The sequence below is a fragment of the Kitasatospora sp. NPDC004272 genome (assembly GCF_053603035.1).
Map to the genome: position 1 here is coordinate 19057 of NZ_JBSGET010000037.1, position 20999 is coordinate 40055.

18 protein-coding genes and 4 tRNA genes are annotated in these 20999 nt (G+C 74.8%); 9 read left to right on the forward strand and 13 right to left on the reverse strand.

Features of this window, described 5'->3' with window-relative positions; translation table 11 throughout:
- Positions 1 to 4: 4 nt before the first annotated feature.
- Positions 5 to 1456 carry an MFS transporter gene (locus tag ACWEO5_RS14215; protein ID WP_452162673.1) on the reverse strand — a complete coding sequence of 484 codons (1452 nt, stop codon included), beginning with the start codon at positions 1454 to 1456 and terminating at the stop codon, positions 5 to 7.
- Between the two features lie 170 nt (positions 1457 to 1626).
- Between ACWEO5_RS14215 and ACWEO5_RS14220 the strand changes: the two genes are divergently transcribed.
- Entirely contained in the window at positions 1627 to 2451 is an 825-nt protein-coding gene (locus tag ACWEO5_RS14220; RefSeq protein WP_452162674.1) for a TetR/AcrR family transcriptional regulator, read from the forward strand.
- 139 nt (positions 2452 to 2590) lie between these two features.
- On the opposite strand, the gene ACWEO5_RS14225 is transcribed toward ACWEO5_RS14220, so the two are convergent.
- Both ACWEO5_RS14225 and ACWEO5_RS14230 read right to left on the reverse strand, forming a co-directional pair.
- Entirely contained in the window at positions 2591 to 4006 is a 1416-nt protein-coding gene (locus ACWEO5_RS14225) for a glycoside hydrolase family 16 protein (protein ID WP_452162675.1), read from the reverse strand.
- A 75-nt stretch (positions 4007 to 4081) separates the two neighbouring features.
- Complete coding sequence (locus ACWEO5_RS14230) at positions 4082 to 4618, reverse strand: hypothetical protein (RefSeq protein WP_452162676.1); 537 nt, start codon at positions 4616 to 4618, stop codon at positions 4082 to 4084.
- 269 nt (positions 4619 to 4887) lie between these two features.
- On the opposite strand from ACWEO5_RS14230, the gene ACWEO5_RS14235 reads away from it, so the two are divergent.
- Positions 4888 to 5025, forward strand: a complete 138-nt coding sequence (locus tag ACWEO5_RS14235; RefSeq protein ID WP_452162677.1) for a hypothetical protein — start codon at positions 4888 to 4890, stop codon at positions 5023 to 5025.
- A gap of 19 nt (positions 5026 to 5044) precedes the next feature.
- Here ACWEO5_RS14235 and ACWEO5_RS14240 read toward each other — a convergent pair whose 3' ends face one another.
- Entirely contained in the window at positions 5045 to 5641 is a 597-nt protein-coding gene (locus ACWEO5_RS14240) for a TetR/AcrR family transcriptional regulator (protein ID WP_452162678.1), read from the reverse strand.
- A 201-nt stretch (positions 5642 to 5842) separates the two neighbouring features.
- Between ACWEO5_RS14240 and ACWEO5_RS14245 the strand changes: the two genes are divergently transcribed.
- Both ACWEO5_RS14245 and ACWEO5_RS14250 read left to right on the forward strand, forming a co-directional pair.
- Complete coding sequence (locus ACWEO5_RS14245) at positions 5843 to 6985, forward strand: acyl-CoA dehydrogenase family protein (RefSeq protein WP_452162679.1); 1143 nt, start codon at positions 5843 to 5845, stop codon at positions 6983 to 6985.
- A 36-nt stretch (positions 6986 to 7021) separates the two neighbouring features.
- Entirely contained in the window at positions 7022 to 7783 is a 762-nt protein-coding gene (locus ACWEO5_RS14250) for an SDR family NAD(P)-dependent oxidoreductase (RefSeq protein ID WP_452162680.1), read from the forward strand.
- A 1-nt stretch (position 7784) separates the two neighbouring features.
- Here the strand turns inward: ACWEO5_RS14250 and ACWEO5_RS14255 are convergent, their stop codons facing one another.
- From ACWEO5_RS14255 to ACWEO5_RS14280, 6 genes are all read right to left on the reverse strand, one after another.
- Entirely contained in the window at positions 7785 to 8036 is a 252-nt protein-coding gene (locus ACWEO5_RS14255) for a hypothetical protein (protein WP_452162681.1), read from the reverse strand.
- Between the two features lie 69 nt (positions 8037 to 8105).
- Positions 8106 to 8178: transfer RNA gene (locus tag ACWEO5_RS14260), tRNA-Trp, on the reverse strand.
- A 12-nt stretch (positions 8179 to 8190) separates the two neighbouring features.
- A tRNA-Ser gene (locus ACWEO5_RS14265) sits at positions 8191 to 8263 on the reverse strand.
- 25 nt (positions 8264 to 8288) lie between these two features.
- A complete protein-coding gene (locus ACWEO5_RS14270) occupies positions 8289 to 9713 on the reverse strand; it encodes an SDR family NAD(P)-dependent oxidoreductase (protein ID WP_452162682.1) in 1425 nt (474 codons plus the stop codon).
- A gap of 41 nt (positions 9714 to 9754) precedes the next feature.
- A tRNA-Gly gene (locus ACWEO5_RS14275) sits at positions 9755 to 9830 on the reverse strand.
- Between the two features lie 11 nt (positions 9831 to 9841).
- Positions 9842 to 9916, reverse strand: a tRNA-Val gene (locus tag ACWEO5_RS14280).
- A 237-nt stretch (positions 9917 to 10153) separates the two neighbouring features.
- Between ACWEO5_RS14280 and ACWEO5_RS14285 the strand changes: the two genes are divergently transcribed.
- The gene (locus tag ACWEO5_RS14285) at positions 10154 to 11167 is read left to right on the forward strand and encodes an SDR family oxidoreductase (RefSeq protein WP_452162683.1); all 1014 of its coding nucleotides are present in this window, start codon (positions 10154 to 10156) and stop codon (positions 11165 to 11167) included.
- A 58-nt stretch (positions 11168 to 11225) separates the two neighbouring features.
- Positions 11226 to 11597 carry a low affinity iron permease family protein gene (locus ACWEO5_RS14290; protein WP_452162684.1) on the forward strand — a complete coding sequence of 124 codons (372 nt, stop codon included), beginning with the start codon at positions 11226 to 11228 and terminating at the stop codon, positions 11595 to 11597.
- Between the two features lie 39 nt (positions 11598 to 11636).
- Here ACWEO5_RS14290 and ACWEO5_RS14295 read toward each other — a convergent pair whose 3' ends face one another.
- Both ACWEO5_RS14295 and ACWEO5_RS14300 read right to left on the reverse strand, forming a co-directional pair.
- Entirely contained in the window at positions 11637 to 13286 is a 1650-nt protein-coding gene (locus ACWEO5_RS14295; RefSeq protein WP_452162685.1) for an alpha-amylase family protein, read from the reverse strand.
- Entirely contained in the window at positions 13283 to 15160 is a 1878-nt protein-coding gene (locus ACWEO5_RS14300; RefSeq protein ID WP_452162686.1) for a glycoside hydrolase family 13 protein, read from the reverse strand. Before ACWEO5_RS14300 ends, ACWEO5_RS14295 begins: the two co-directional genes overlap by 4 nt.
- 260 nt (positions 15161 to 15420) lie before the next feature.
- Between ACWEO5_RS14300 and ACWEO5_RS14305 the strand changes: the two genes are divergently transcribed.
- Positions 15421 to 17217, forward strand: coding sequence for an AMP-binding protein (locus tag ACWEO5_RS14305; RefSeq protein ID WP_452162687.1), 1797 nt, complete (start codon positions 15421 to 15423; stop codon positions 17215 to 17217).
- Positions 17218 to 17453: 236 nt separating this feature from the next.
- Positions 17454 to 18119 (forward strand): HD domain-containing protein, encoded by a 666-nt coding sequence (locus tag ACWEO5_RS14310; protein ID WP_452162688.1) that lies wholly within the window; start codon positions 17454 to 17456, stop codon positions 18117 to 18119.
- A 28-nt stretch (positions 18120 to 18147) separates the two neighbouring features.
- On the opposite strand, the gene ACWEO5_RS14315 is transcribed toward ACWEO5_RS14310, so the two are convergent.
- Entirely contained in the window at positions 18148 to 18696 is a 549-nt protein-coding gene (locus ACWEO5_RS14315; RefSeq protein ID WP_452162689.1) for a hypothetical protein, read from the reverse strand.
- A 177-nt stretch (positions 18697 to 18873) separates the two neighbouring features.
- On the opposite strand from ACWEO5_RS14315, the gene ACWEO5_RS14320 reads away from it, so the two are divergent.
- A complete protein-coding gene (locus tag ACWEO5_RS14320; protein ID WP_452162690.1) occupies positions 18874 to 20997 on the forward strand; it encodes a SpoIIE family protein phosphatase in 2124 nt (707 codons plus the stop codon).
- Positions 20998 to 20999 lie beyond the last annotated feature (2 nt).

The following is a 20999-nucleotide window of genomic DNA, read 5'->3' on the forward strand; positions in this document are numbered from 1 at the left end:
GCGGTCAGGCGCCGCCCGGGCCGGTCCGGGCGCCCTCGGGGCGGGTGACGGCGAACAGGCCGAGCAGCACGGCGAGGGCGCTGAACGCGGCGGCGGCCGTCACGGCGGTGGCCAGGCCGTGGGCGAGGTCGGCCCGGGCGGGGTGCGCGGTGCCGTGCACGGCGCGGCCGTAGCGGGTGACCAGGACGGCGACGCCCAGCGAGAGGCCGACCTGCTGGACGGCCTGGAGCAGGCCGGAGGCTGCGCCGGTGTCCCGGGGGGCGAGCCCGGCCAGGACGGTGGTGTTGAGCGGGACGAAGCCGAGGCCCAGGCCCGCGCCGAGCAGCAGCAGCGGTCCGAACAGGCCGCTCCAGTAGCCGTCGGCGGGGCCGGTGGAGGCCAGCCACAGGCTGTCGGCGAGGAGCAGCGCGGCGCCGGTGACGATCAGCGGCTTCGCCCCGAACGCCGGGATCAGCCGGGGCGCGCTGCGGGCGGCGGCGAACTGGGCGAGCGCCAGCGGCAGGAAGGCCGCCCCGGCGGCTGGCGGGCCCAGGCCCAGGCCGTCCTGGACGTACAGCGACAGCAGGAAGTAGCTGCCGCCCATCGCGGCGAACAGCAGCAGGAAGATCGCGTAGGCGGCGGAGCGGTCGCGCCGGGCGAACAGCCGGAGCGGGATCAGCGGGCGGGCGGCCCGGGCCTGGACCAGGACGAAGCCGGCCAGCAGGAGGGCGCCGAGCAGCAGCGGGACGACGGTGGCGGGCGCGGTCCAGCCGGCCGAGGAGGCGTGGATCAGGGCGTGGACGACGGCGGTGATGCCCGCGGTGGAGGCGAGCGCGCCCAGCAGGTCGGGGCGGCCGGGGTGCCGCTCGGTCTCCGGGAGGTGGCGGCGCGCCAGCAGGACGGCGGCCAGGCCGATCGGCACGTTGACGAGGAACACCAGCCGCCAGGAGAGCGTGGCGAGCAGTCCGCCGAGGACGAGTCCCAGGGTGATGCCGAGCCCGGCGACGGTGGAGAACACGCCCAGCGCGCGGTGGCGTTCGGGGCCCTCGGGGAAGGTCACGGCGATCAGCGAGAGCGCGGCGGGTGCGGCGAACGCGAAGCCGACGCCCTGCAGGGCGCGGGCGGCGATCAGCACCCCGGCGTTCGGGGCCAGGCCGCCGAGCAGCGAGGCGGCCACCGCGACCAGCAGCCCCGCGGCCAGCGTCCGGCGGCGGCCGAGCAGGTCGCCGGCCCGGCCGCCGAGCAGCAGCAGGCCGCCGAAGGCCAGCGAGTAGGCGCTGAAGACCCAGGCCAGGCCGCCCGGGGAGAAGCCCAGGCCGGCCTGGATCCGGGGCAGCGCGATGTTCACGATGTTGCCGTCGACGGCGACCATCAGCTGGCAGGCGACGATGACCGCCAGCGCGCGCCCGCCCGCCCCGGCGGGTCCGGGCGGCGGGGTTCGTTCGACTACGGAGGAGTATGGGCCTCGGATGGTCACGGCGGTCTCCCGGAGGGCAGGACGGGGGGAGCGCCGAGGGCCAGGCCGCGGTCGACGCTTGTAGACTTTTCGATGGTAGGGACGGCCGGAGAATTGGTCAACAAGCGTTGAAACACGGTCGCCACCGCGGCCCGCGCGACGACCGGAGCCGGAACAGGACAGGAGACGACGTGACCACACCCGAGCGGCCCGGCGGCCGGGGCACCCGCACCCGGCAGGCGATCCTGGCGGCGGCCCGCGAGCTGTTCTCCGAACTCGGCTACGAGCAGACCACCGTGCGCACCGTGGCGCACCGGGCCGGGGTCGACCCGGCACTGGTGATGAAGTACTTCGGCTCCAAGGAGGGCCTGTTCGACGCGGTCTCCGAGCTGACCCTCTCCTTCGGCGGCGCGCTCTCCGGGCCCCCCGAGCAGCTCGGCGAGCGCCTGCTCGGGCACGTGCTGGCCGACCTCGACGGCCGCCCGGACCGCAGTCTGCCGGTGCTGCGCTCGATGCTGACCCACCCGCAGGCCGCCGAGGCGGTCCGCTGCGCGGTCGCCGACCCCGGCAACAGCCCGGTCGCCGACGCCCTCACCGGCGAGGACGCGCAGCTGCGCGCCACCCTGGTCGGCACCGTCGCGCTGGGCCTGCTGGTCTCCCGCTACCTGCTGCGCGTCCCCGAGGTCGAGCAGGCCCCCGCCGAGCAGCTCACCGCCCTGCTCGGCCCCTGCCTGCGCCCGCTGCTGACCCCGCCCGGCCCCGACTCCCCGGACACCCCCGCTGCCGCCCCTGCCGCCCCCGACTCCCCCGCCGCCCCGGCGGGCCCGCTGCGGGAGCTGGCCGCCGCCGAGGCCGAGCGGCGGGCCGCCGCCGAGCGCGTCGACCGGCTGGCCCGCGCGGCGCTCGCCGCGGGCGCCTCCTTCGCCGAGGTGGGCCAGCTCCTGGGCGTCACCCGCCAGGCCGCCCGCAAGCGCTGGCCCCGCGAGGAGAGCACTCCCACCCTCACGACAACTTAGATTGTCACCCTGACCTCTCCCCCCACCCTCCGCCATGACAACCCAGGTTGTCGCAGGACACGCGAGCGGGGCGGTACCCGGAGGAGTCCTCCGGTGTACCGCCCCGCTCGGACCGTCGGTCGTTCGGAGCGTCGGTCGCTCAGACCTGGGGCCGCCAGACCCGCAGGTAGTCCGCGGCGGTGCTGATCGCGTTGTCGTTGGACGGGGCGGGGTGCCAGTCGCCCGCGCAGATCGACAGGTTGAGGATCAGGTAGGCGCTCCAGTTCGGGCCGGTGCCGGTGCGGTCGGAGAAGACCAGCTTGTGGTTGACGTACCAGTCGTTGTTGGTCGCCCCGTAGTGGACGCCGATGGTGACCCAGGCGCCGGGGTAGATCTCGTCGGCGTCGGTGTAGTACGTGCCGGCGCTGTTGATCCGGTTGGAGAGCTCCAGCAGGTTCGGGTTGTCCGGGTGGTACTCGAAGGAGTCGATCTCGTTGCCGCCGTCCTTCCAGGTCCACAGCGCGGGCCAGGCGCCGTTGCCGCTGGGCAGTTGCAGCCGGACCTCCGCGTAGTCGCCGGGCCGGACCTGGAAGCCCTGCTGGGTGTTCTCGGTGGTGAGCAGTCCGGTGTCCCAGGACTGCTTGCCGTTCTCCAGCCGGTTGGCGCCGGGGGTGGCGGTGAAGGTGTTGGCGCCGTCGCCCGTGCTCAGCGCGCTGGACTGCAGCCAGTCGAGCTTGTCGTCGTCCGGGTTGTGGTTGCCGTACCGGTACGCGCTGGTGCTGGTGGCGTTCCAGGTGGTGCCGAGCAGCGGCGGGTTGGTGAAGTTCTCGTTGAACACCAGCCGTCCGGCCGGGACCGGCGGGGTCGGCGGGGTGACCGACTTGGTGACGGTCAGGGTCTTGCTCGGCAGGTTGTGGTACTCGCTGCCGATCCGGTACCAGCCGAACTCGGTGTAGCTGCCCTCGGCGAAGCTCCGGGGGGCCGTGGTCAGGACGTACCCCTGCGGGCAGATCCGCACGTTGGAGGCGGTGCCGGGGAAGTCCAGCACCTGCTGGTCGGCGTCCCGGACGCCGATGCCGACCTCGTCGACGTCCAGGCAGGCGGTGGAGTTCACCGCGAGCGTGCCGGTGACCTGGGTGTCGGCGACGGCCTTGGTCGGCACCAGGGCGAGCTGGCGGACGGTGGGCGCGGCGACGGTCAGGGTCTGGCTGGGCAGGTTGTAGTACGTCGAGCCGATCCGGTAGAAGCCGAACTCGCTGTACGTCCCGGCCGGGAAGCTGCGGGTCGCGGTGGTCAGGGTGTAGCCGCCGGGGCAGATCCGGGTCCGCCCGGCCGAGCCGGGGAAGTCGAGGTTCTGCTGGTTGGCGTCCCGGACGGCGACGCCGACCTCGTCGACGGTGACGCAGGTGGAGAGCGAGCCGACCGAGAGCGTCGCCGCGACCGGCGTGTCCGGCAGGGCGCTGGTCGGGGTGAGGCTGCGCTGCTGGATCCGCGGCGCGGCGGAGGCCGGTGCGGCGGGCAGCAGCGGGACGACGAGCAGCAGCGACAACAGCGCTACGCGGCGGGGCAGGGACACGGAGCTCCGATCGGCCGTCGAAACGGGGGGTGCGGGAGGAGGGAGGGGGCGCTGGGGCGGTGACCGGGCACCGGACTACTGCTCGACGTCGATGGTGAAAGCGCGGGTGGGGACGGTCCGGGTGGGCCGGTCCGGGTCCTGGACGGAGACCACGCCGCCGGAGAGCCGCTGGCCGGGCCGCACGTCGTCCGCGATCCGCAGCGGGAGGAGCACCGTCGCCGAGTGGCGCAGCTTGAGGCCCTTGCGGAAGTCGCAGGTCAACTCCCGTCGCGCGTCGTCGTACTGGCAGCTGTCGGGGTAGGCCCTGCCCTCCAGCGTGACGTGCTTGGGCAGCCTGACCGTGGCGTGGAAGTGGTCGCTGACCTCGTTCGGGCCGAGGTTGGCCACCAGGGCCCGCACCACGGTGAGGCCGCGCACCTTGGTGCGGTCCACCGACACGTTCACCACCTGCAGGCCGTCCTCGCTGTTCGGGGCCCGCTGCTCGTCCGCGCTGACCGCCGCGCGTCCGCCGAGCGGCGTCACGCCGGACGCCACCGCGGCGGTCCCCGTCCCGGCCACGCACAATGCGGCCGCGATGCCGATGCGCCACCAACCGCGCCGACCGATGCTCACCGTTCAACCACCTCCCGTCGTCGTCAACTCCCGGCAGGATCGGGCGTTCTCAGGGGTGACGGCGCGGCGACGCACCGCCGCCCGGGCACGAGAACCCGTGCGGCGGACATAGGTCGGACTAGATACAGGTCGGACTATCCGAAAGGGGGATCCGGTGGCGGGTCCGCCGCTACGCCTTCCCGTCGGCGAACAGCGCGGCCGGGGCCGGCTCCGGGGCCGCTGCCCCGGGCCGCTACCGGGGCGCGGCGGGGGCGGGGCAGACTGGGGGCATGGAACCCACCGAGCCCGAGGGCGGCGAGCCCGCCTGCTTCCTGAACCTGGTCTGCGAGGAGTGCGGCAAGGTCCGCGAGCACGGCCGCTGCCCGCAGTGCGAGCCCGCCGCACCGGCGCCCGCGCCGGAGGGCTGACCGTACGGGCCGGTGCGGCTCAGCGCAGCAGGCCGTGCAGCAGTAGTTCCGCCAGGTGCCCGTACGCCTCGGCGTCGGCCAGGCCGGTGGCCTCGGCGACCCGGCGCTGCTGGATGCGCACCGTCACCGAGCTGATCACGTCCGCGGCGAAGGCCACGTGGGTCTCGCGGAAGGCGCCCGCCGCGACGCCGTCCTCGATCAGCTGCTGGACCTGGCGGGCGGCGGCCCGGGTGTTGCGGCCGTAGACCTCGGCGGCGGGTTCGAAGGCGGCCAGGTCGTCGAAGAACCGGGCCGAGCCGGGGGCGAGCTCGGCGGAGACGGCGCGCAGGTAGGCGGCCAGCCGGGCGGCCGGGTCGGTCTCGGCGGCCAGCGCGGCGCCGACCCGGGCGGTGGCCTCCCGGAAGAAGTGCACCACGGCCGCGCGGACCAGCTGCTCCTTGGAGCCGGCCAGGCCGTACAGGGTCCGCTTGGAGCAGTGCAGCCGGGCGGCGAGGTCGTCCAGGGTGAACCGGGCGAAGCCCTCGGCCACGAACAGCGCCACCAGTTCCTCGAAGAGCGCACTGCGGCGTGCGGCACCCCGTCCGGTGGGCCGGGGGGCGACTGCGCGGTCGATCACCCGGCCAGTATGACAGTCGGGCCCGCCCCGGCTCCCGCCCGTCCACGCCCCGAGCACCGTTCTCGCCACCGCTCCCCTCCGCCGCCCCGTCCGCCGCTCGGCGCCGCCGGGCCCGGTGCTCGGGGACTGCCCCTGCCGGTCCCCCTGCGCTACGCTGACCGGTACTGACGTACCGCTTTGCGTACCGCTTGGAGCCGGAACATGGCCGTGGATCGCTTGCTGCCCACCGAGGAAGCCGCCGACCTGATCGCGTTGACCCGTGATCTCGCCGACCGGGAGCTCGCGACCAGGGTCGCCTCCCACGAGAAGGAGGAGCGCTACCCGGAAGGGCTGTTCGCGCTGCTCGGGCAGGCGGGACTGCTGGGCCTGCCCTACCCGGAGGAGTTCGGCGGCGGCGGGCAGCCGTACGAGGTGTACCTGCAGGTGCTGGAGGAGCTGGCGGCCCGCTGGGCGGCGGTCGCGGTGGCCACCAGCGTGCACACCCTGGCCTGCCACCCGCTGACCGCGTACGGCACGCCCGAGCAGCGGGAGCGCTGGCTGCCCCGGATGCTGGCCGGCGAACTGGTCGGCGGCTACAGCCTGTCCGAGCCGAACGCGGGCTCGGACGCGGCGGCGCTGACCTGCCGGGCCGAACCGGTGGAGCAGGGGTACCGGATCACCGGCACCAAGGCGTGGATCACCCACGGCGGCCGGGCCGACTTCTACGCGCTGTTCGCCCGCACCGCGCCCGGCCCGCACGGGGTGTCCTGCTTCCTGGCGCCCGGGCAGGTCGAGGGTCTGAGCTTCGGCCCGCCGGAGGAGAAGATGGGCCTGAACGCCGTGCCGACCACCGCCGCGTACTGGGACGGCGCGCTGCTGGAGCGCGAGCGGCTGATCGGCACCGAGGGCCAGGGCCTGCCGATCGCCTTCTCGGCCCTGGACTCGGGCCGGCTCGGCATCGCGGCCTGCGCCACCGGCCTGGCCCAGGCCGCGCTGGACCAGGCCGTGGCGTACGCCAACGAGCGCACCACCTTCGGCCGCCGGATCGTCGACCACCAGGGCCTGGGCTTCCTGCTCGCCGACATGGCCGCCGCCGTCGACTCGGCCCGCGCCACCTACCTGGACGCGGCCCGCCGCCGCGACCTGGGCCGCCCGTTCAGCCGGCAGGCCAGCGTGGCCAAGCTGGTCGCCACCGACGCCGCGATGAAGGTCACCACGGACGCGGTGCAGGTGCTCGGCGGCTACGGCTACACCCGGGACTTCCCGGTCGAGCGGTACATGCGCGAGGCCAAGATCATGCAGATCTTCGAGGGCACCAACCAGATCCAGCGCCTGGTGATCAGCCGCCAGTTCGCCGCCCGCTGACACCGAACTCCCCTCCACCGAAAGGGCTTTACCGCCATGCAGCTCTCCGGAACCGCCGCTCTGGTCACCGGCGCCGCCTCCGGCCTGGGCGCGGCCACCGCCGCCCACCTGGCCTCGCTCGGCGCCACCGTGTACGGCCTCGACCTGCCGAAGGCCGTGGAGTCCGCCCCCGTGCAGCCCGACGGCGTCACCCTGCTCGGGGCGGACGTCACCGAGGAGCAGCCGGTGCGCGCCGCGCTGGAGCGGATCGCCGCCGACGGCCGCCCGCTGCGGCTGGCGGTCAGCTGCGCGGGCATCGCCCCGTCCGCCCGGGTGGTGGGCCGGCGCGGCCCGCACGACCTGGACCTGTTCCGCGGCGTGCTGAACGTCAACCTGGTCGGCACCTTCAACGTGATGCGGCTGGCCGCGGAGGCGATGTCCGGGCAGGAGCCGGACGCGGCCGGGCAGCGCGGCCTGGTCGTCAACACCGCGTCGATCGCCGCCTTCGAGGGCCAGGTCGGGCAGATTGCCTACGCGGCGTCCAAGGCGGGCGTGGCCGGGATGACCATCACGGCCGCCCGCGACCTGGCCCAGTACGGCATCCGGGTGGTCACCGTCGCCCCCGGCATCGTCGACACCCCGATGATGGCGGGCTTCTCCGAGGAGGTCCGCTCCGGCCTGGCCGCGACCGTCACCTTCCCGCAGCGGCTGGCCCGCCCCGAGGAGTACGCCCAGCTGGTCGCGATGATCGCCGAGCACGACTACCTGAACGGCGAGACCATCCGGATGGACGGCGCGCTGCGGATGGCCGCCCGCTGACTCACCGCTCCGGCGCCGCGGCGGTGCGGTGGACGCTGAGCACCGCCGCCACGTCCGGCGCGGGCACCGGCGGCGAAACGGCCGCGCTGAGGGCGCCCAGCCGGTGCCGGACGGTGGCGGCGACGCCCTTGCCGAGCAGGTGGCGGGTGGGGGTGGCGGCGCCGGCCGGGAAATCGATCCGCCGGTCGGTGCCGGTGCCGGTGCGCAACCAGGCGAGCAGCGGGGCGAGTTCGGCGACCGGGCGGGGCAGCACCGACGGGACTCCGGCGAACTCCTGGGCCGTTCCCGCTCCTTGCGGCTCATCGCTGAACGTTCCCGGGAGTGGGGCCGGTCGGATTCGAACCGACGTCCTCCGGTTTTGGAGACCGGTGCGCCTGCCTCTGCGCTACGGCCCCACCCCTGGGCGACGGGGTCGGTCGGATTCGAACCGACGTCCTCCGCATTAGCAGTGCGGCGCGCCTGCCGCTGCGCTACGGCCCCGTCGCGGCGATGCTAGACGCTGCGCTCACCACTCCGCCACCAGATAGTCCTTGAGGAAGACGCCCACGAACGGCTCCCCGGCCTCGCCCCGGACGATCGGGTCGTAGACCCGGGCCGCGCCGTCGACGACGTCCAGCGGGGTGCGGAAGCCCTGCCCGGCTAGCCGGGACTTCTTCGGGGCCGGGTTCTCGTCGGTGATCCAGCCGGTGTCGACCGCGCACATGTAGACGCCGCGGGTGGCGAGTTCGGCGGCGCTGGTGCGGGTGAGCATGTTGAGCGCGGCCTTGGCCATGTTGGTGTGCGGGTGCCCGGCCGTCTTGTTGCGCACCTCGAACCGGCCCTCCACCGCCGTGACGTTGACGATGTAGCGGGAGGGGTGCGGGGACGCCTCCAGCAGCGGCAGCAGCCGGTCGCAGAGCAGCGCCGGGGCGAGCGCGTTGACCAGTTGGGTCTCCAGCACCTCGGCCGGGTCGAGGCCGCCGAGCGTCGCCGACCAGGAGTTGTCCGGCGCGGTGTCGGGCAGCAGCCCGGCCTCGTCGACCGTCCCGGCGTCGAGCCCGACCGGCAGCAACGCGCCTGCGCCGGGGGCGAGTTCGGCGGCGGGCCAGGCGGCGGTGAGCGCGGGCATCGGGCGGAACCCGGGCGCGTGGCCGACCTGCGCGGGCACCGGGCCGTGCTCCCCGGCGGCCAGCAGGGCGTACGACTCGGGCGGGCGGCGCAGGGTCTGCGCGGCGTTGTTCACCAGGGCGTCCAACGGCCGTCCCTCGGACCGCAGTTGCTCGCACAGGCCGAGCACCTGGCGCGGGTCGCGCAGGTCGATGCCGACGATCCGCAGCCGGTGCAGCCACTGCTCGCTGCCCTCGGCGGCCCGGAAGCGGGTGAGGGTGTCGTGCGGGAAGCGGCTGGTGACGATCAGCTCGGCGCCGTCCCGGAGCATCATCAGGGCCAGTTGGAAGCCGATCTTGACCCGGCCGCCGGTGAGCAGCACCCGGCGGCCGGTCAGGTCGGTGCTGAGCGCGCGGCGGGCGCTGTGGTCGGCGGCGCAGTCGGGGCACAGCCGGTGGTAGAAGCCGTCGAGCTGCCGGTAGAGCCGCTTGCAGACGTAGCAGCGCTGGGGGCGGGCGAGTTCGCCGATCGGGACGTGCCCGTCGGCGGTGGGCAGCGGGGCGTCCTCGCGGCGGGCGGCGCCGCCGGTGGCGGTGGCGCCGACCAGGGCGGCGTCGGCCCGGGCGGCCTCGGTGCGGCGGGTGCGACGGCGGGCGTGCCGCCCGTCCCGGACGAAGGACTCGGCGCCGCGCTCGGCCCGCAGCCGCACCGGGTGGTCGGCGGGCAGCAGCCACAGCCGGCCCAGCGTCCGCTCGAAGGCGGCGAGTTCGGCCTCGTCCGGTGCCTGGGGCGCCCCGGGTGCCGATCCGTTCGGCTCCCGGGGGCCGGGCAGGGGCGTGCTCATCGGGCGGTCCTCCGGAAGTGGTGGTGCGGGGCGACGGGCGGTGGTGGGCCCGGCCGGATCAGAACCGGCGTGCTCCGCACGGGCGGTGCGGCGCGTCTGCCGCTGCGCCACGGGGCCGTCGTGGGGCCTCCCGGGGGCCGGATTCGAACCGGCGTGGTCCGCGGTGTGATCGCGGCGCGTCTGCCTCTGCGCCCACGCCCGGGAGGTGACAGTGATCATAACGGCAGGCCGCGAGCGGGCGGAAACGGGTTTCCGCCGCCCCCTCGCGCTCCTCGTCGCCGGCCGTCGCGCGCCTCGTCGCCGGCCGTCGCGCTGCTCGTCGCCGCCCGTCGCGCCCGGTCGGGATCCGGTGGCGCGACGGCCGCCCGGAGAACGGCACGGACGGCGGCGCGGACGGCCCGGCCGGTTTGCGGTGCGGAGGACCGGACACACCACAGGGCATGACCGCACCCACTTCACGCGTCGTGGTGATCACCGGCGCCAGTGCAGGAATCGGGCGGGCGTGCGTCGGGGCGTTCGCCGCGCGCGGCGACCGCCTCGCCCTGATCGCCCGGGGCAGCGCGGGGCTGGAAGCAGCCGCCGCCGAGGCCAGGAAGGCCGGTACGACGGCCGTCGTGATCGAGGCCGACGTCAGCGACCCGGAGGCCGTCGAAGCCGCCGCCGAACGCGTCGAGCGCGAGCTCGGCCCGATCGACGTCTGGGTGAACGACGCGTTCACCTCCGTCTTCGCGCCCTTCAGCGAGATCTCGGCGGAGGAGTTCCGCCGGGTCACCGAGGTGACCTACCTCGGCTACGTGTACGCCACCCGGGCCGCGCTGAGCCGCATGCTGCCCCGCGACCGGGGGACGCTCGTGCACGTCGGTTCCGCCCTCGCCTACCGGGGCATCCCGTACCAGAGCGCCTACAGCGGCGCCAAGCACGCCCTGCAGGGCTGGCACGAGGCGCTGCGCTGCGAGCTGCTGGCCGCCGGTTCGGGGGTGCGCACCACGATGGTGCAGATGCCGGCCGTGAACACCCCGCAGTTCGACTGGGTGCTCTCCCGGCTGCCGAAGCGCGCCCAGCCCGTCCCGCCGATCTACCAGCCCGAGGTGGCGGCCCGGGCGGTCGTCCACGCGGCGGACCACCCGGGGCGGCGCGAGTACTGGGTGGGCGGCAGCACGGCGGCCACCCTGATCGCCAACGCGGTGGTGCCGGGGCTGCTGGACCGCTACCTGGCCCGGACCGGGCTCGGCTCCCAGCAGACCGACCAGCCGCGTGGCGGCGACGACCCGGCCAACCTGTGGGAGCCCGCGGACGACCGGGAGGACCACGGCGCGCGCGGCCGCTTCTCCGACCGGTCCACCGCCCGGAGCCCGCAGCTGTGGGCCACCACCCACCGGGGCGCCGTCGCCGGGGCCCTCGCCGCCACCGCGGCCGCCGTGGCCCTCGGCACGTACGCCGGGCGCCGGCGGTGACGGGCGCGCCCCGGCGCGGGGCTGGCGCGCCGGCGGGCCGCCGGGTGGGGAGGGCGGCATGACCGTCTTCCCGCACCCCGCCGAACGCACCGACGGCGGGCGGGGCCGGTTCGAGCGGCTGGCCGAGGCCGCGTCCAACCTGAGCAGCTCGCCGGTGTTCTCGGTGTTCTGCCTGCTGCTGGTGGCGGGTTTCCTGGTGGTGCACGCGCTGGGCCTGTCGACCGAGTGGCAGATCCTCGCCGGTGACGTGATGACCGCCGTCACCCTGGTGCTGCTGGCGCTGCTGAAGAACGCGGAGCGCCGCGCGGAGCACGCGCTGCAGCGCAAGCTGGACGCGATCGCCGCCGTCCTGCTGGAGCAGCACGCGGGCGACGGCGACGAGGCGCACCGGGAGTTGCGCGAGGCGATCCGGCTGGAGGAGCGGGTCTGAGCGGCGGCGCCGGGCCGGTTCCCCGGCCCGGCGCGCGCGTCAGGACCCGCCGACCCGCAGCCAGCGGTAGCCGTACGGCGGCAGTTCGACGCGCGGCGCGCCCGCCGCCCGTTCGACGCCGGCCCCGGTGAGGATGTCGGTCAGCGGGCCGTCCGGCACTCCGGCGGCGGTGGCGGTGACCGTCCGGTCGGCGAAGTTGTGCAGCACCAGGACGGCGCCGTCGCCGGTGGAGCTGAGGTGGGCGAGGACGGCGGGGTCGCCCGGGTCGAGGATCTCGCAGTGGCCCCAGGCCAGTTCGGGGGCCTCGCGGTAGCCCTGGACGAAGGAGCGCATCCGGGCCAGCAGCGAGTGCGGGTCGTGGGCCTGGTCGCGGACGTTGACGTGTTCGGGGCCGAAGGCGCCCCGGGGCAGCGGCCGGGGGTAGCGGGCCGGGTCGGCGTCGGAGAAGCCCGCCGTCGGCTCGGGGGTCCACTGCATGGGGGTGCGGACGGCGAGCCGCCCGTCGGCGTCCAGGTTCTCGCCCATGCCGATCTCCTCGCCGTAGAAGAGCACCGGCGTGCCCGGCAGGGTGAACAGCAGGCTGTAGGCGAGTTCGATCCGGCGCCGGTCGCCGCCGACCATCGGGGGCAGCCGGCGGCGCAGGCCCCGGCCGTACAGCTGCATGTCGGCCGCGGGGCCGAACGCGGCGAAGACCTCGTCGCGTTCGGACTTCGAGAGCTTGTCGAGGGTGAGTTCGTCGTGGTTGCGCACGAACGTCGCCCAGTGCGCGTTGCGGGGCGGCTGCGGGCGTTCGCGCAGCGCGCCGGCGAGCGGGGCGGCCTGCTGCCTGGCCATCGACAGGTACATCCGCTGCATGCCGATGAAGTCGAAGCACATCGTCAGCTCGTCGCCGCCCGAGGCGGGGTCGCCGAAGAACCGGAGCGTGTCGTCGTAGGGCAGGTTGACCTCGCCCAGCAGCATGGCCTCGCCGTTGCGGCGGCCGAGGAAGGCCCGCAGGTCGGCCAGGTAGGCGTGCGGGTCGGGCAGGTCGTCGGCGTCCACCTGCCCGGCGGTCTCCAGCAGGAACGGCACCGCGTCGACCCGGAACCCGGACAGGCCCAGCTGCGTCCAGAAGCCCATGATCCGCGCTATCTCGTCGCGGACCTCGGGGTTGGTGATGTTGAGGTCGGGCTGCTCCTTGTAGAAGCGGTGGAAGTAGTACTGGCCGGTGGGCTCGTGGTACTGCCACAGGCTCTGCTCGGCGTCGGGGAAGGTGATGTCCTTCGGGCCGTCCTCGGGCGGGGTGTCGCACCACACGTACCAGTCGCGCAGCCGGGCGCCGCGGTCGGAGCAGGCGTCCTGGAACCACGGGTGGTGGTCGGAGGTGTGGTTGACGACCAGGTCGGCGATGACCCGCAGGCCCCGGTCGCGGGCGGTGCGGACGAACTCGGCGAACTCACCGAGGGTGCCCAGCCGGGGGTCGACGGCGTAGTAGTCGGTGATGTCGTAGCCGTCGTCGCGTTCGCGGGTCGGGTGGAAGGGCATCAGCCACAGGCAGGTCACGCCGAGCCGCACCAGGTGGTCGATCCGCTGGGTGAGGCCGGGGAAGTCGCCCACGCCGTCCCCGTTGCCGTCCTGGAAGGTCTCGACGTCCACGCAGTACACCACCGCGTTCCTCCACCACAGGTCGGCGGTCTCGGTCAGTCTCATCGGGCGTGCTCTCCTTCGGTGCCGGTGATGCGGTGGACCCGCGCCTCCCAGGGCGCCAGGACGGTGCTGGTGCCCGGCCCGGGGCCGTCGGGGTCGGCGGGGTCAGCGGGGCCGGCGGGGCCGGCGGGGTCGGCGGGGGTGCCCGGCTCGGGCAGGTTGCCGAGGACGAGTTCGGCTTCCCGCCAGCGCGGCGGCAGGTCGACGGGCACCGGCTCGCCGGTGAAGTTCCCGAGGACGAGCAGGGTGGTGCCGCGGTGGTGGCGGGTGAACGCGTACACCCGTTCGTCCTCGGGCAGCAGCGGGGTGAAGTCGCCGTGCACGACGGCCGGTTCGCTGTGGCGCAGGGCGATCAGCCGCCGGTAGTGGTGGTAGACCGAGCCGGGGTCGCGCCGGGCGTCGGCGGCGTTGACGGTGGTGTGGTTCGGGTTGACCGCGATCCACGGGGTGCCGGTGGTGAAGCCGGCGCCGGGCGCGGCGTCCCACTGCATCGGGGTGCGGGCGTTGTCCCGGCCCATGGCGCGCAGCCCGCGCAGCACCCGCTCCGGGTCCTGCCCGGCCGCGAGCGCCTGCGCGTAGTGGTTGAGCGCCTCGATGTCGCGGAAGTCCCCGATCGAGGCGAACGGGGCGTTGGTCATGCCCAGTTCCTCACCCTGGTAGACGTAGGGGGTGCCGCGGTGCAGGTGCAGGACGGTGGCGAGCATCGTCGCGGAGCGGGCCCGGTGGCGGGGGCCGTCGTCGCCGAACCGGGAGACGATCCGGGGCTGGTCGTGGTTGTTCCAGTACAGGCTGTTCCAGCCGGTGTCGGCGAGGCCCTGCTGCCAGCGGGTCAGGGACGCCTTCAGGTCGGTGAGCCGCAGCGGCCGCGGGTCGAACTTCCCGCCGGGGCCGTGGTCCAGGCTGACGTGCTCGAACTGGAAGACCATGTCCAGCTCGGCCCGCGCCGGGTCGGTGAACAGCCGGGCCTGCTCGACCGTCACCCCCGGCATCTCCCCCACCGTCAGCAGTCGGCCCGGGTGGTGGGCGAACACCTCGCGGTGCATCTCCTGGAGGTACTCGTGCACCCGGGGGCCGCAGAGGTAGGACGGCGAGCCGTCGCCGTACGGGCCGTCGCCGCGCAGCGGACCGTCCGGCAGGGCCGGGTCCTTGGAGATCAGGTTGACGACGTCCATCCGGAAGCCGTCCACGCCGCGCTCCAGCCACCAGCGCATCATCGCGTACACGGCCTGGCGGACCTGCGGCTCCTCCCAGTTCAGGTCCGGCTGCCCGGGGGCGAACAGGTGCAGGTAGTACTCGCCGGACGCCCCGTCGTACGTCCAGGCCGGGCCGGAGAAGAACGAGCCCCAGTTGTTGGGCTCGGTGCCGTGCGGCCGGGGGTCCCCCGGGTCGGTGGCCGCGCGCGGGGGGCGCCACCAGTACCAGGAGCGCTTGGGGCTCGCCGGGTCGCGGGACTCCTGGAACCACGGGTGCCGGTCCGAGGTGTGGTTCACCACCAGGTCCATCACCAGCCGCATGCCGCGGGCGTGCACCGCCGCCAGCAGCCGGTCGAACGCCGCCAGGTCGCCGAAGAGCGGGTCGATGTCCTGGTAGTCGCTGATGTCGTAGCCGTTGTCGGCCTGCGGCGACGGGTAGACCGGTGACAGCCACAGCACGTCGACGCCCAGTCCGACGAGGTGGTCGAGGTGCGAGGTGATGCCGTCCAGGTCGCCGATCCCGTCGCCGTTCGAATCGGCGAAGCTGCGGGGGTAGACCTGGTAGACGACCGCGGACTTCCACCAGGTCTCGTCCTCGCCCGTCCCCGTCCCCGCCGCGTTCCCGTCCTCCCGGTCCACCGGACCGCCCTTGCCGTCCTTGTCGTCCTTGTCGTCCTCGGTCACCGTGCCCGTCCCCTCCCGTTCTCCGTGTCCGCCGCTCCGGTCACGGCCCCTCCTTCCCGCTGGCGCCGAATCCACCGACCCGCTTTCGCCCGGCCGGGGGCGGGCACCGGAGGCGGGCGGGGGCGGGGGCGGCGGGCGTACCCGGTGACATGCGGTGTTGCCCTTGACCGATGATCACAGGAGCTGGCAGCGTGCTGGTGTGCCCGCGGCCGGGCAACGAGGCGGCGGCCGGGGTCGAAGAGGCAGGGACGGACACACAGATGGCACCGGACACGGCCGCCCGACGGGGCTCGGACTCCGCCGCGCACCGCGACTTCCTCGCGGCGCGCGACCACCTGCTGGAGGCGCGCGGCGACCTCGACGCCGCCCGCGCCTTCCCGCGCCCCACCGGCGAGCACTTCAACTGGGCGCTGGACTGGTTCGACGTCCTGGCGGCGGGCAACGAGGCGGTCGGCCTGCGGGTCGTCGACCTGGACGCGGACGGCACGCCGCGGCAGGAGACGGCGCTGACCTTCGCCGAGCTGAGCGAGCGCTCCGACCGCACGGCCGGCTGGCTGCGCGAGCAGGGCGTCGCCCGCGGGGACCGGGTCCTGCTGCTGCTGGGCAACCAGGTGGCGCTGTGGGAGGTGATGCTCGCGGCGATCAAGCTGGGCGCGGTGGTCATCCCGGCCAGCACCCTGCTGACGGCGGACGACCTGGCCGACCGGCTGTCCCGGGGCAGGGTGCGGCACGTGGTCGCCGAGTCCGCGCTCACCGGCGGCTTCGCCGGGCAGGAGGGCGACTGGCGCGGGATCGCGGTCGGCGAGCCCGTCCCCGGCTGGACGGACTACGCGGGGGCGGCCGAGCACACCGGCGGTTTCGTCCCGGACGGGCCGACCCGGGCCGAGGACCCGCTGCTGCTCTACTTCACCTCCGGCACCACCAGCCGCCCCAAGCTGGTGCAGCACACCCACCGCTCGTACCCGGTCGGGCACCTGTCGACGATGTACTGGATCGGCCTGCGACCGGGCGACGTCCACCTCAACGTGTCCTCGCCGGGCTGGGCCAAGCACGCCTGGAGCAACTTCTTCGCGCCGTGGAACGCCGGTGCGGAGATCCTGATCGTCAACCAGCCGCGCTTCTCGGCCCGCCCGCTGCTGGACGCGCTGGTCCGCCACCGGGTGACCTCCTTCTGCGCGCCGCCCACGGTGTGGCGGATGCTGCTGCTGGAGGACCTGGGGCAGTGGCAGCCGCCGCTGCGCGAACTGGTCGGCGCGGGCGAGCCGCTCAACCCCGAGGTGGTCGAGCGGATCGAGCGGGCCTGGGGCGTCGCGCTGCGCGACGGCTACGGGCAGACCGAGACCACCGCGCAGGTCGGCAACACCCCCGGCCAGCCGGTCAAGCCCGGTTCGATGGGCCGTCCGCTGCCCGGCTACGACGTCGTCCTGGTCGACCCGGTCACCGGCGAGGAGGTCACCGGCACCGGCGTGGACGGCGAACTGTGCCTGCCGCTGGCGTCCGCGCCGCTCGGACTGATGGCGGGCTACCAGGACGACCCGGAGCGGCACGCCGAGTCGATGGCGGGCGGCCGCTACCACACCGGGGACGTCGCGCAGCGCGACGCCGACGGCTACTACACCTTCGTCGGGCGCGCGGACGACGTGTTCAAGAGCAGCGACTACCGGCTGTCGCCGTTCGAGCTGGAGAGCGTGCTGATCGAGCACCCGGCGGTGGCCGAGGCGGCGGTCGTCCCCTCCCCGGACCCGCTGCGGCTCTCCGTGCCCAAGGCGTACGTGATCCTGGCCCCCGGCCACGAGCCCGACGCCGCGACCGCCCGCTCGGTCCTGGCGTTCGCCCGCGAGCGGCTCGCCCCCTACAAGCGGATCCGCCGCCTGGAGTTCGCCGACCTGCCGAAGACCATCTCCGGCAAGATCCGGCGGATCGAACTGCGCCGCCTGGAGGAGGAGCGCCACGCGGCGGCCGCCGGCGCCGCCACCGGTCTCGGCGCCCCCGGCGGCCCGGTCCGGGGCGAACGCGAGTTCTGGGAGGAGGACTTCCCCGGTCTCAAGGACGCCTGACCCCTGCTGTGCCCGTCGGCGCCGCCACTGACGACTCGTCGGTGGCGGCGTCGGCGGCTCGTCGGCGGCTCGTCGGCAGCAGCGTGCCCGGCGCCCGGCCAGTGGCGCCCGGCCAGCGGCCCCCGGCGGGGCGGTCGGGCCTTGCGCGGGGCGGTCCGTGCGTATCCTGACCCGGTACCCCGAGTCCTGACGCCCCGGCCCCGGTGATCCGTCGGGGCCCGCCCCAGGGAGGCCCCGTGCCCAGTGACGACCAGGCCCCGACGCTCGCCGCGTCCGTGCCGCAGCCCGACGGAACGCCCGAACGGCTGCGCCGCCAGATCGAGTTCATCATCGAGGTGGACCAGCTCAAGAACGTCTTCCGGCAGAGCCCGCTGCTGGCCGCCGACCGGCGGGAGAACGACGCCGAGCACTCCTGGCACCTCGCCCTGATGACGCTGCTGCTCGCCGAGTACGCGGACGAGCCGATCGACCGGTCCAAGGTGCTCGCCATGGTCGTCCTGCACGACCTGGTCGAGATCTACGCCGGGGACACCTTCCTCTACGACACCGCGGCCTCGGCCGACCAGGAGGAGCGCGAACGCGCGGCCGCCGACCGGCTGTTCGCGATCCTGCCGGACGACCAGCGCGACCACTTCCGGGCACTCTGGGACGAGTTCGAGGAACGTGCCAGCGCGGAGGCCCGGTTCGCCAAGGCGATGGACCGGCTCCAGCCGCTGCTGCTCAACTACGGCAACCGCGGCGGAACTTGGCGAACTCCCGGGGTCACCGACGCCGACGTGCTGGCCCGCAAGTCCGTCATCGGCGACGCCTCCTCCGAACTGTGGAGCTACGCCCGGACCCTGATCCGCACCGGCGCCGACCACGGCTGGGTGCCCCGCGCCGAAGCGGGGCCGCAGTCGTGACCGGCTGAGCCCGACCCCACCCGGGCGCTCAGCCGTGGGTGCGCACCAGGTGGTCGGCGAGCGCGGCGAGATAGGCGTCGCGGTCGCCGACCAGGGCGGTGCTGGTAACGACCAGACCGTCGCGGACCGGCCGGAACAGCGGGCCGGCGACCGGCAGGGCGAGGACCAGCAGCCGGAACGCCGGAAGCCGGACGCCCGTCCGCCCGGTCCGTTCGCGGAGGGCGTCGGCCAGCCGGGGGCGGCCGGGGGCGGGGCGGGAGTGTGCGGCCAGCTCCCGTTTGCGGGCGGAGCTCCAGGCGAGCAGTTCGGTGTCGTGCTGCCGGACGAACTCCCCCAGCGGGCCGTCGAGTTGCGGGAGCGCGCCTGGGGAGTGGTCCGTCAGTGCGCTGTCCCACCAGGCCGGCCACTGCGCCGCTGGGTCGGGGCCGGCGGGGTGCGCGAGGGCGAGGGGCGGGTCGACCGGCGGCAGGCCGAGCGGATCGGTGAGGCCGAGCGCGTCGCGGACGGCGAGGGCGAGGGCCGCGTCGTGCGAGTAGTCGAGGGTGACCGTCCACGGTGCGTCCACCGTTGCCGCCATGGGTACCGCTCCTCGGTCGTCGTCCGTCCGCCACCCGCTGGCCTGCCCGCCGCCGGGGCCCGTCAACCGGCCCGGCCGGGCGGTCGTACGGCGTGGCGGTTTGAGGCGTCCACGCCGGGGGGTGATGCTGGGAGGAATGGCCTGGCGGTTGCTGCCTCCGAGAGGGGATGGACGGACATGGCGACTAGGGTTCCGGGCCGGGCGGCGACCGCGACGGTGGACGGCGGTGGGCTGGTCACCGGCTGGTCCGCGGCGGCCGAGCGGCTGACCGGGTTCGGCGCCGGCCGGGTGCTCGGGCGTCCGGCGGTCGAACTGCTGGCGGGCCGGGTGCCGGTCGCCTTGCTGCGCGCGGTGGTTGGGCACCGGCCGTTCGACGGGATGGTGCGGCTGTCCCGGTCGGAGGACGATCCGGTGGCGGTCGAGCTGGCCGTGGTCCCGGTGCGGACGGCGCGCGGCGAACCGACCTGGGTGCTGTCCGCCCAACCCTTGCAGCCGCTCCAGCCGTTGCGGCCGTTGACCACGGCGGCGGCCGGGCCGGCGCCCGCCCCCTCCGGCTCCGCCGCCCCCTCGGGCTCCGCCGACTCCGCAGCCTCCGCGGCCTCCTCGGCGGAGCGGGCCCGGCAGCGGCTGGCGCTGCTCGGCGAGGCCGGTCTGCGGATCGGCTCGACCCTCGAAGTGGAGCGCACCGCGCAGGAGTTGGCGGACGTGGCGGTCGAGGGCTTCGCGGACTTCGTGGGCGTCGACCTGCTCGACTCGGTGTTCGGCGGCGCCCCGCCGTCGGAGGCGGGGCTGGTGTTCTACCGGGTCGCCCAGCGCTCGGTGCTGCCGGGCAGCCCGGAGTCCGCGGTGGTGTCCGGCCGCGGGGACGTGATCGCGGCGGACTCGCCGATGGCCCGGGTGCTGGCCTCGGGGCGTCCGCTGCACACCGACTACCGGGATCCGGCGATCCGCTCCTGGCTCGCCCAGGAGCCCGAACGGGAGCGGCTGGCGCAGGAGTTCGGCATCCACTCCTCGCTGCTGGTGCCGCTGACCGCGCGCGGGACGACGCTCGGCGTGGCGATCTTCCTGCGGCACCGCTCGCCGGAGCCGTTCGACGAGGACGACCTGCTGCTGGCCACCGAGCTGACGGCGCGCGCTGCGCTCTCCGTCGACAACGCCCGCCAGTACACCCAACAGCGCGACACCGCACTGGCGTTGCAGCGTTCCCTGCTGCCCAGCCGGACGCCCCGGCAGGCCGCCGTGGAGGTCGCCTTCCGCTACCTCCCGGCGGGCGGCCGGGAGGGCGTCGGCGGCGACTGGTTCGACGTGATCCCGCTGTCCGGCGCCCGGGTGGCCCTGGTGGTGGGCGACGTGGTGGGCCACGGCGTGCCCGCCTCGGCCGCGATGGGCCGGCTGCGCACGGCGGTGCGCACGCTGGCCGACATCGACATGCCGCCGGACGAACTCCTCACCCACCTCGACGACTTGGTGCTGCGGGTGGATCTGGACGAGCTGCCCGAGGGCGGCACCGCCTGGGCCGGGAGCAGCGTCGGCGCGACCTGCCTGTACGCGGTGTACGACCCGGTGAACCGGTCCTGCTCGCTGGCCCGGGCCGGGCATCCGGGGCCGGCCCTGGTCGGCCCGGACAACACGGTGTCCTTCCCCGAACTGCCAGCCGGTCCGCCGCTGGGTCTGGGCGGACTCCCGTTCGAGGCGGCCGAGTTGGAGGTGCCGGAGGGCAGCGTGCTGGCCCTGTACACCGATGGCCTGCTGCGCGCCTCCGAGTTGCGCGGCGATCCCGAACTCGGGCTCGGCCGGCTCGGGTCGGCGCTCGCCGCCCCGGCCGGTTCGCTGGAGGACCTGTGCGACCAGGTGCTCTCCTCGACCCTCGGCCCGGACGCCCCGACCGACGACGTCGCGCTGCTGCTGGCCCGCACCCGGGCCCTGCACACCCAGGACGTCGCCGACTGGCCGCTGCGCCACGACCCGTCCGAGGTGGCCCGGGCCCGCAAGCTGGCGGCCTCGAAGCTGACCGACTGGGGGATCGAAGAGGCGTCCTTCGTCACCGAGTTGGTGGTCAGCGAGCTGATCACCAACGCGGTCCGCTACGGGCGGCCGCCGATCGGCTTCCGGCTGATCCGGGACGGCGGGGTGCTGATCTGCGAGGTCTCCGACGGCAGCAGCACCGCCCCGCACCTGCGCCGCGCCCACAACGACGACGAGGGCGGGCGCGGCCTGCTGCTGGTGGCCCAGCTGTGTCGCAACTGGGGGACGCGGCACACCCCGCGCGGCAAGACCATCTGGGCCGAGCAGGAGCTCTGACT

What these genes read in the sequence shown, in the direction of transcription:
- ACWEO5_RS14235 (WP_452162677.1), top strand. Translation starts at nt 4,888, where the DNA reads ATGGAACCCACCGAGCCCGAGGGCGGCGAGCCCGCCTGCTTCCTGAAC.
- ACWEO5_RS14245 (WP_452162679.1), top strand. Translation starts at nt 5,843, where the DNA reads ATGGCCGTGGATCGCTTGCTGCCCACCGAGGAAGCCGCCGACCTGATC.
- ACWEO5_RS14250 (WP_452162680.1), top strand. Translation starts at nt 7,022, where the DNA reads ATGCAGCTCTCCGGAACCGCCGCTCTGGTCACCGGCGCCGCCTCCGGC.
- ACWEO5_RS14270 (WP_452162682.1), bottom strand. Translation starts at nt 9,713, where the DNA reads ATGAGCACGCCCCTGCCCGGCCCCCGGGAGCCGAACGGATCGGCACCC.
- ACWEO5_RS14285 (WP_452162683.1), top strand. Translation starts at nt 10,154, where the DNA reads ATGACCGCACCCACTTCACGCGTCGTGGTGATCACCGGCGCCAGTGCA.
- ACWEO5_RS14290 (WP_452162684.1), top strand. Translation starts at nt 11,226, where the DNA reads ATGACCGTCTTCCCGCACCCCGCCGAACGCACCGACGGCGGGCGGGGC.
- ACWEO5_RS14295 (WP_452162685.1), bottom strand. Translation starts at nt 13,286, where the DNA reads ATGAGACTGACCGAGACCGCCGACCTGTGGTGGAGGAACGCGGTGGTG.
- ACWEO5_RS14305 (WP_452162687.1), top strand. Translation starts at nt 15,421, where the DNA reads ATGGCACCGGACACGGCCGCCCGACGGGGCTCGGACTCCGCCGCGCAC.
- ACWEO5_RS14315 (WP_452162689.1), bottom strand. Translation starts at nt 18,696, where the DNA reads ATGGCGGCAACGGTGGACGCACCGTGGACGGTCACCCTCGACTACTCG.
- ACWEO5_RS14320 (WP_452162690.1), top strand. Translation starts at nt 18,874, where the DNA reads ATGGCGACTAGGGTTCCGGGCCGGGCGGCGACCGCGACGGTGGACGGC.